The organism is Streptomyces sp. MB09-02B (assembly GCF_033794485.1).
Lineage (GTDB): Bacteria > Actinomycetota > Actinomycetes > Streptomycetales > Streptomycetaceae > Streptomyces.
On record NZ_JARGEE010000433.1, the window covers coordinates 1 to 7114 of the forward strand.

Annotated in this window: 6 protein-coding genes; 5 read left to right on the forward strand and 1 reads right to left on the reverse strand. The window is 73.0% G+C overall.

Annotated elements, in window-relative coordinates; all coding sequences use genetic code 11:
• From cobT to P1P70_RS37030, 3 genes are all read left to right on the forward strand, one after another.
• Window positions 1-2089 (forward strand): nicotinate-nucleotide--dimethylbenzimidazole phosphoribosyltransferase (gene cobT / locus P1P70_RS37020; protein WP_319245591.1); only part of this gene is annotated, 2089 nt, incomplete at its 5' end.
• 193 nt (window positions 2090-2282) lie between these two features.
• Complete coding sequence (gene cobA / locus P1P70_RS37025; protein ID WP_319245592.1) at window positions 2283-3515, forward strand: uroporphyrinogen-III C-methyltransferase; 1233 nt, start codon at window positions 2283-2285, stop codon at window positions 3513-3515.
• A gap of 104 nt (window positions 3516-3619) precedes the next feature.
• The gene (locus tag P1P70_RS37030; protein WP_319245594.1) at window positions 3620-4441 is read left to right on the forward strand and encodes an RNA methyltransferase; all 822 of its coding nucleotides are present in this window, start codon (window positions 3620-3622) and stop codon (window positions 4439-4441) included.
• 144 nt (window positions 4442-4585) lie between these two features.
• On the opposite strand, the gene P1P70_RS37035 is transcribed toward P1P70_RS37030, so the two are convergent.
• The gene (locus P1P70_RS37035; RefSeq protein WP_319245598.1) at window positions 4586-5923 is read right to left on the reverse strand and encodes a serine/threonine-protein kinase; all 1338 of its coding nucleotides are present in this window, start codon (window positions 5921-5923) and stop codon (window positions 4586-4588) included.
• 196 nt (window positions 5924-6119) lie between these two features.
• Here P1P70_RS37035 and P1P70_RS37040 point away from each other — a divergent pair, with 196 nt between their 5' ends.
• Together P1P70_RS37040 and P1P70_RS37045 are read left to right on the forward strand one after the other, a co-directional pair.
• A complete protein-coding gene (locus tag P1P70_RS37040) occupies window positions 6120-6359 on the forward strand; it encodes a hypothetical protein (protein ID WP_220649961.1) in 240 nt (79 codons plus the stop codon).
• Between the two features lie 266 nt (window positions 6360-6625).
• The gene (locus P1P70_RS37045) at window positions 6626-6826 is read left to right on the forward strand and encodes a hypothetical protein (protein WP_319245596.1); all 201 of its coding nucleotides are present in this window, start codon (window positions 6626-6628) and stop codon (window positions 6824-6826) included.
• Window positions 6827-7114 lie beyond the last annotated feature (288 nt).

The window sequence follows — 7114 nt, forward strand, 5'->3', positions numbered from 1 at the left end:
CCCCGAGGACGCCGTGCCGAACCCCACCCCCGCCGAGTTCCCGGCGGCCGAGGGGCAGACGGACGCGACCGAGGGAGCACCCGGCACGGCGGGCGAGCCCGTGGCCAAGGTCCCCGCCCCCCGCGACTCCGAGGCCGAGACGATCGTCGTACCGAAGCCGCTCGCGGCGGCGGCCGACGCCCACCCGGACGTCGTCCAGAACGCCGAGGACCTCGACACCAGGGCCGCCGACCAGGAGGACGGCGAGTCGACGGCGCCGGAGACAGAAGCAGTGGAATCAGCAGCAGCCGAAGAGAGCACGGCCCCGGTGGACGAAGCACCCGAAGACGTGAGGGACGAAGTGCGGCAGCCCACGGGCCCGGCCGCGCCCCCCTACGACGACGCCGAGCGCGAGGCCGTCCTGAAGGTCATGCGGGAGCGCCGCGACATCCGCAACGGCTTCCGCGCCGACCCCATCCCGCACGACGTGCTGCTCCGTGTCCTGGAGGCAGCCCACACGGCACCCTCCGTCGGCCACTCGCAGCCCTGGGACTTCGTGGTCATCCGGTCGGCCGAGACCCGCCGCACCATGCACGAACTCGCCCAGCGTCAGCGCGAGGCGTACGCGAAGTCGCTGCCCAAGGGCCGGGCGAAGCAGTTCAAGGAACTGAAGATCGAGGCGATCCTCGACACCCCGGTCAACATCGTCGTCACCGCCGACCCGACCCGCGGCGGCCGCCACACCCTGGGCCGTCACACCCAGCCGCAGATGGCGCCGTACTCCTCCGCCCTCGCGGTCGAGAACCTGTGGCTCGCGGCCCGCGCCGAAGGCCTCGGCGTCGGCTGGGTCAGCTTCTTCGACGAGCGCGAGATGGTCCGCGCCCTCGGCCTGCCCGAACACCTGGAGGTCGTGGCCTACCTGTGCGTCGGGTACGTCGACGAGTTCCCGGAGGAGCCCGAGCTGATGCAGGCGGGCTGGGCCAAGCGCCGCCCGCTGTCCTGGGTCGTCCACGAGGAGACGTACGGCCGCCGCGCCCTGCCCGGCGCCGAGCCGCACGACCTCCTCGCCGAGACCGTCGCCGGTATCCGCCCGCTGGACGCCAAGGCGCTCGGCGAGGCGTGGGAGCGCCAGAAGCGCATGACCAAGCCGGCGGGCGCCCTCGGCATGCTGGAGATCATCTCCGCCCAGCTGTCCGGCCTGTCCCGCCAGTGCCCGCCGCCCATCCCGGAGCCCGCGGCCGTCGCGATCTTCGCGGGCGACCACGGCGTCCACGCCCAGGGCGTCACCCCCTGGCCCCAGGAGGTGACGGCCCAGATGGTCGCCAACTTCCTCGGTGGGGGAGCGGTCTGCAACGCCTTCGCCGCCCAGGTGGGCGCCGAGGTCTGCGTCGTCGACGTGGGTGTGGCGAGCGACCTCCCGGCCACCCCCGGGCTGCTGCCGCGCAAGGTCCGCGCCGGTACGTCCGACATGACCACTGGCCCCGCGATGACCCGCGAGGAGGCCAAGCAGGCCATCGAGGTGGGCATCGAGACGGCCCGCGACCTGGTCGCGGCCGGCAACAAGGCGCTGCTCACGGGTGAGATGGGCATCGCCAACACCACGGCCTCCGCCGCCCTGATCGCCGTCTTCACCGGCGCGGACCCCTCCGAGGTCACCGGCCGGGGCACCGGCATCAACGACGAGACCCTCGCCCGCAAGACCGAGGTCGTCCGCCGGGCCATCGAACTCCACCAGCCGGACCCCGCCGACCCCATCGGCGTCCTGGCGGCCATCGGCGGCTTCGAACACGCGGCCATCGTCGGCCTCCTCCTCGGCGGCGCCTCCCTCCGTACGCCGGTGATCCTCGACGGCGTCAGCGCCGGCGCCGCCGCCCTGGTGGCCCGCGCCATCGCCCCCGAGGTCCTCGCCGCCTGCATCGCCGGCCACCGCAGCGCCGAACCCGGCCATGTGGCCGCCCTCCAGAAGCTGGGCCTCCGCCCCTTGGTCGACCTCGACCTCCGCCTCGGCGAGGGCACCGGCGCCCTCCTCGCCCTCCCGGTCGTCCAGAGCGCGGCGAGAGCCATGCACGAGGTGGCGACGTTCGACTCTGCGGGGGTCACCGAGAAGTAGGGGAGCGGGCGCCGGGCGCGTCACCGACCGGTGGGCGTCCGCGCCCACCGGCCCGCACCCCGTGCCGACGGCCCAGCCGGTGAACCTGCTGAGCCGCACCCCCCGCCCGCCCCTTAGAATCCGCACGTCAGGGCCTACTCCAAAGCCGCAGTGGCCCGCCTCGCACGCCGCCAGCCCGAGGAGCCGCACCCTCATGGCCGAACACCCCGCCTACCCCGTAGGCCTCCGCCTCGCCGGCCGCCGAGTGGTCGTCATCGGCGGCGGCCAGGTCGCCCAACGCCGCCTCCCCGCCCTCATCGCGGCCGGCGCCGACATCGTCCTCGTCTCCCCGTCGGCGACCCCGTCCGTGGAGGCGATGGTGGACGCGGGCGAGCTGACCTGGGAGAAGCGCCGCTACGCGGAGGGCGACCTCGCCGAGGCCTGGTACGTCCTGATCGCCACCGGCGACCCCGAGGCGAACGCCCGCGCGTCCGCCGAGGCGGAGCGCCACCGCATCTGGTGCGTGCGCTCCGACAGCGCCGAGGAGGCCACCGCCTGGACCCCGGCGACCGGTCACAGCGAGGGCGTCACGGTCGCCGTCCTGACCGCCCGCGCCGAGGGCCGCGACCCCCGCCACACCGCCGCCATCCGCGACGCGGTCGTCGAGGGCCTGCGCGACGGCACCCTCGTCGCCCCCCACCACCGCACCCGCACCCCCGGTGTCTCCCTCGTCGGCGGCGGCCCCGGCGACCCGGACCTGATCACCGTGCGCGGGCGCCGCCTCCTCGCCGAGGCCGATGTCGTCATCGCCGACCGCCTCGGCCCCCGCGACCTCCTCGCCGAACTCCCTCCGCACGTCGAGGTGATCGACGCGGCGAAGATCCCGTACGGCCGCTTCATGGCGCAGGAGGCCATCAACAACGCGCTGATCGAACACGCGAAGCAGGGCAAGTCGGTCGTCCGCCTCAAGGGCGGTGACCCGTACGTCTTCGGTCGCGGCATGGAGGAACTCCAGGCCCTCGCCGAGGCCGGCATCCCGTGCACGGTCGTCCCCGGCATCTCCAGCTCGATCTCCGTCCCGAGCGCGGCCGGCATCCCGGTCACCCACCGGGGCGTCGCCCACGAGTTCACCGTGGTCAGCGGCCATGTGGCCCCCGACGACGAGCGCTCCCTGGTGGACTGGCCCGCCCTCGCCCGCCTCACCGGCACCCTCGTGATCCTCATGGGCGTCGACAAGATCGGCCGGATCGCCGAGACCCTGGTGGCGAACGGCAAGTCCCCGGGCACCCCGGTCGCCCTGATCCAGGAGGGCACCACGGCAGCCCAGCGCCGGGTCGACGCGACCCTCGCCACCGTGGCCGAGACCGTGCGGAGCAGGGAGGTCAAGCCACCGGCGGTCATCGTCATCGGCGAGGTCGTGAAGGTGGGGCCCGCGACCGAGGAGTGACCCCGGCAACGACCCGGACCCTCGCGGAGCGGAACCGTAACCACCGGTAACCCGACCCGTCCCAAGCCGTTGGCACCACACCCAGGACAAGGCAGTATCACCCTGTGGCCGATCTCATCACCGTTGAGGACCCCGACGACCCGCGCCTGCGCGACTACACCGGCCTGACCGACGTGGAGCTGCGCCGCAGGCGCGAACCCGCCGAAGGCCTGTTCATCGCGGAGGGCGAGAAAGTCATCAGACGGGCCAAGGAAGCCGGCTACGAGATGCGCTCGATGCTGCTCTCCGCGAAGTGGGTCGACGTGATGCGCGACGTCATCGACGAACTCCCGGCCCCCGTCTACGCGGTCAGCCCCGAGCTCGCCGAACAGGTCACCGGTTACCACGTGCACCGGGGCGCCCTCGCCTCCATGCAGCGCAAGCCCCTGCCCACGGCGGACGAGCTGCTGGTGGGGGCCGCCCGCCGGGTCGTGATCATGGAGTCGGTCAACGACCACACCAACATCGGCGCGATCTTCCGCTCGGCCGCCGCCCTCGGCATGGACGCGGTCCTGCTCTCCCCCGACTGCGCCGACCCGCTCTACCGCCGTAGCGTCAAGGTCTCCATGGGCGCGGTCTTCTCCGTCCCGTACGCCCGTCTCGACATCTGGCCCAAGGGCCTCGACGCGGTCCGCGACGCGGGCTTCACCCTGCTCGCCCTCACCCCGGACGAGAAGGCGAAGTCCCTGGACGAGGCCGCCCCGCACCGTATGGACCGCGTGGCCCTCATGCTCGGCGCCGAGGGCGACGGCCTGTCAACCAAAGCCCTGATGTCCGCCGACGAATGGGTCCGCATCCCCATGGCCCACGGAGTCGACTCCCTCAACGTGGGCGCGGCGGCGGCCGTGGCCTTCTACGCGGTGGCGACGGGCCGCCCCGCACCATAAGCCTGCACGCCCCGGAAACCGCGCGCCCCGTGAGGGGCGCGGGGAACTGCGCGACAAGCCATCCACAACCTGCGGTGAACAACTGAGAAGTGGTCCCGAGCTCTGTCGGTGTCGCTCGTGGCCCAGTCGCCGACTGACTGACCGTCAGTCGCCGCGCAACTCCACAACCGCCCGCTCCGGCCGGAGGCCGTCCCCGCCGAGCCCTCGCGACGGCCCCTGACACCCCTGCGCCGTGGCGATCCCGAGCGCGGCCAGCAAGGTCACCACGACGAACACGAAAAGCCGCTGCCGCAGCAAGCGCGGATTGGCGGGCCGCCGCCCCGCCCCGTTGGTCCTGGGCCCCGACCGCCCCGCCCCACTGCGCGGAGCGGGCCGCTTCCCCGACCCCGAGGTGTTGCGGGCGGGCACGGGCCGCGCCCCCGGCCGGGAACCGCCTCCGGTCCGCGAACCGCCTCCGGTCCGCGAACCGGAGGCCCCACCGGTCCGGGAGCCACCCCCGGTACGGGGCAACGGCGTACCCGCCGCACCCGGCTGCGCCCGACGTGTCTCCGGCGGCTGCCGCAACGTGCGCTGCTCGACGTACTGCTCCGCGAGCCGCCCCGAGGGCCGGTCCGGATCACCACGCGGCGCGGGGGGCCGGACATCGGCCAGCCCCTGCGCCTCACGTGCGGCGATCTCCTTGAGCCGCAGGGACAGTTGCAGGGTGCTGGGCCGCTCGTCCGGGTCCTTCGCCAGACAGGCGCGGACGAGCGGGGCGAGCGCGTCGGGCACCCCGCGCAACTGCGCCTCCTCGTGCACCACCCGGTAGAGCATGACCTCCGAACTGCCGTGCCCGAAGGGCGAGTCGGCGGTCGCCGCGTAGGCGAGCGTGGCTCCGAGGGAGAAGACGTCCGTGGCCGGTGTGACCGCGGCCCCGCGCACCTGCTCGGGCGCGAGGAACCCGGGCGACCCCACGGCCGTGCCGACATGGGTGAGGGTGGACGCCCCGGTCGCCCAGGCGATGCCGAAGTCGATGATCCGCGGCCCCTTCGGGGACAGCAGGATGTTGGACGGCTTGAGATCCCGGTGTACGACCCCGGCCTCGTGCACGGCCACGAGCCCCTCGGAGAGGGCGGCACCGACGGCGGCCACGTCGGCGGCCGACATGGGCCCCTCCTCGGCGACCTTGTCGTGCAGCGAAGGCCCCGGCACGTACTGCGTCGCGAACCACGGACGGTCCGCCTCCAGATCGGCGGCGACCAGCCGGGCGGTGCACCCGCCCCTGATCCGCCGCGCCGCCGACACCTCGCGCGCGAACCGCGACCGGAACTCCTGGTCCTCCGCGAGATCCGGCCTGATCACCTTGAGCGCGACGCGCTGTCCACGCCGGTCGGAGCCCAGGTAGACGACGCCCATTCCGCCCGCGCCGAGCCGTCTGTGGATCCTGAACGAGCCGACGACGCGCGGGTCCTCGCGCCTCAGGCGCATCATCGCCATGTTCATCCCCGCTGCCCGTTCCGTCTGACGAGCCACAGCTTACGTTTCCACGGCCGGGCGTGCGCAGAGGCCGCGCCCTCACGACCCGATCGATTGTCAGTGCCTGGTGGGAAACTTGAAAGGTGGTCAGGGAACAGCAGTTCGGGACGGTGTTGGGTTGCCTGCGATTCCAACCACCCACCACAGAAGGGGGATTGAACCCGTGAAGGGTGACCGTGTGGAGATAGTCGTCGACGCCGGGGACACGACGCGCACCTACGAGGTGATCGCGAGCCGGGCGGGCCGCCGGGTGGAGACGGCGGTACGCCGAGGCGTAGTGGAAGTGAGCGAAGTCACCCGCAACGGCTCGGTCGTACGTACGGCCAGGTTCATGGCCAACAGGGTCCTGGCCCTCGTCGAACAGCCGGTGCCACGCGAGGACGGCTCGGAGCGATCGGCGTGACGACCGAGTGACAACAGGGGGCACACCGGACGTCCCTTCCGGGAAGACCCCGAGACCTAGGACCCCGTCTCCACCCTGGGGAGTACATCGCAGGTCACCGCTCATCCTCCGGGAGGCCCGGCAATCGGTACGAGGGCATGACGACCCGGAGGGGCCGCGCGCCTAGATTTGAGGTCAAGCGGCGGGTGCAGCACTCGTCCCCCGAGGTCAGACACCCGCCGCTGCCAACGACAGAGCAAGACCTACGAGAAGTCAGAGGAGGGACCATGGCCCACACGGCACCGCGGACCGCGATCCGCACACGGGAGCGCAGAGTGTTCACCGCCGACCGCCGCACGGGTCGTCGCCACCCCTTGGTCGCGACCGCGATGGTCCTCCCGCTGGCGGCCCTGCTCGTGTACGCCTTCGGCGGCTGGGAAGCAGTGGTCACACAGGCGTCGTCCGTGGGTGTGATGCTGGGGCGCTGAGCGGCGACCCCAGGCCCGGAAGAGCGGTCCGGGCGGGGACATCCATCCATGAAACCCCGTGGGGACGGGGGTGCGGCGGACGGCAAATAAACGCCCGCGCAGCTGGGGAGCTGCGCGGGCGTTGTCTTACCCACACCCTTTCTGCGGGCAGTCGTGCCGCTGGGGCGGCACGGGTGGGCGCAGGCGGCGCCTCGTCACCGCCGAGCAGCGGGACCTCCCCCCGGCCCGGCCCCACCACCCCGCGCCCGGACGTACGCTCACCGACAGCGCCGTACGACAACGCAGGGG

What these genes read in the sequence shown, in the direction of transcription:
- cobA (WP_319245592.1), top strand. Translation starts at nt 2,283, where the DNA reads ATGGCCGAACACCCCGCCTACCCCGTAGGCCTCCGCCTCGCCGGCCGC.
- P1P70_RS37035 (WP_319245598.1), bottom strand. Translation starts at nt 5,923, where the DNA reads ATGAACATGGCGATGATGCGCCTGAGGCGCGAGGACCCGCGCGTCGTC.
- P1P70_RS37045 (WP_319245596.1), top strand. Translation starts at nt 6,626, where the DNA reads ATGGCCCACACGGCACCGCGGACCGCGATCCGCACACGGGAGCGCAGA.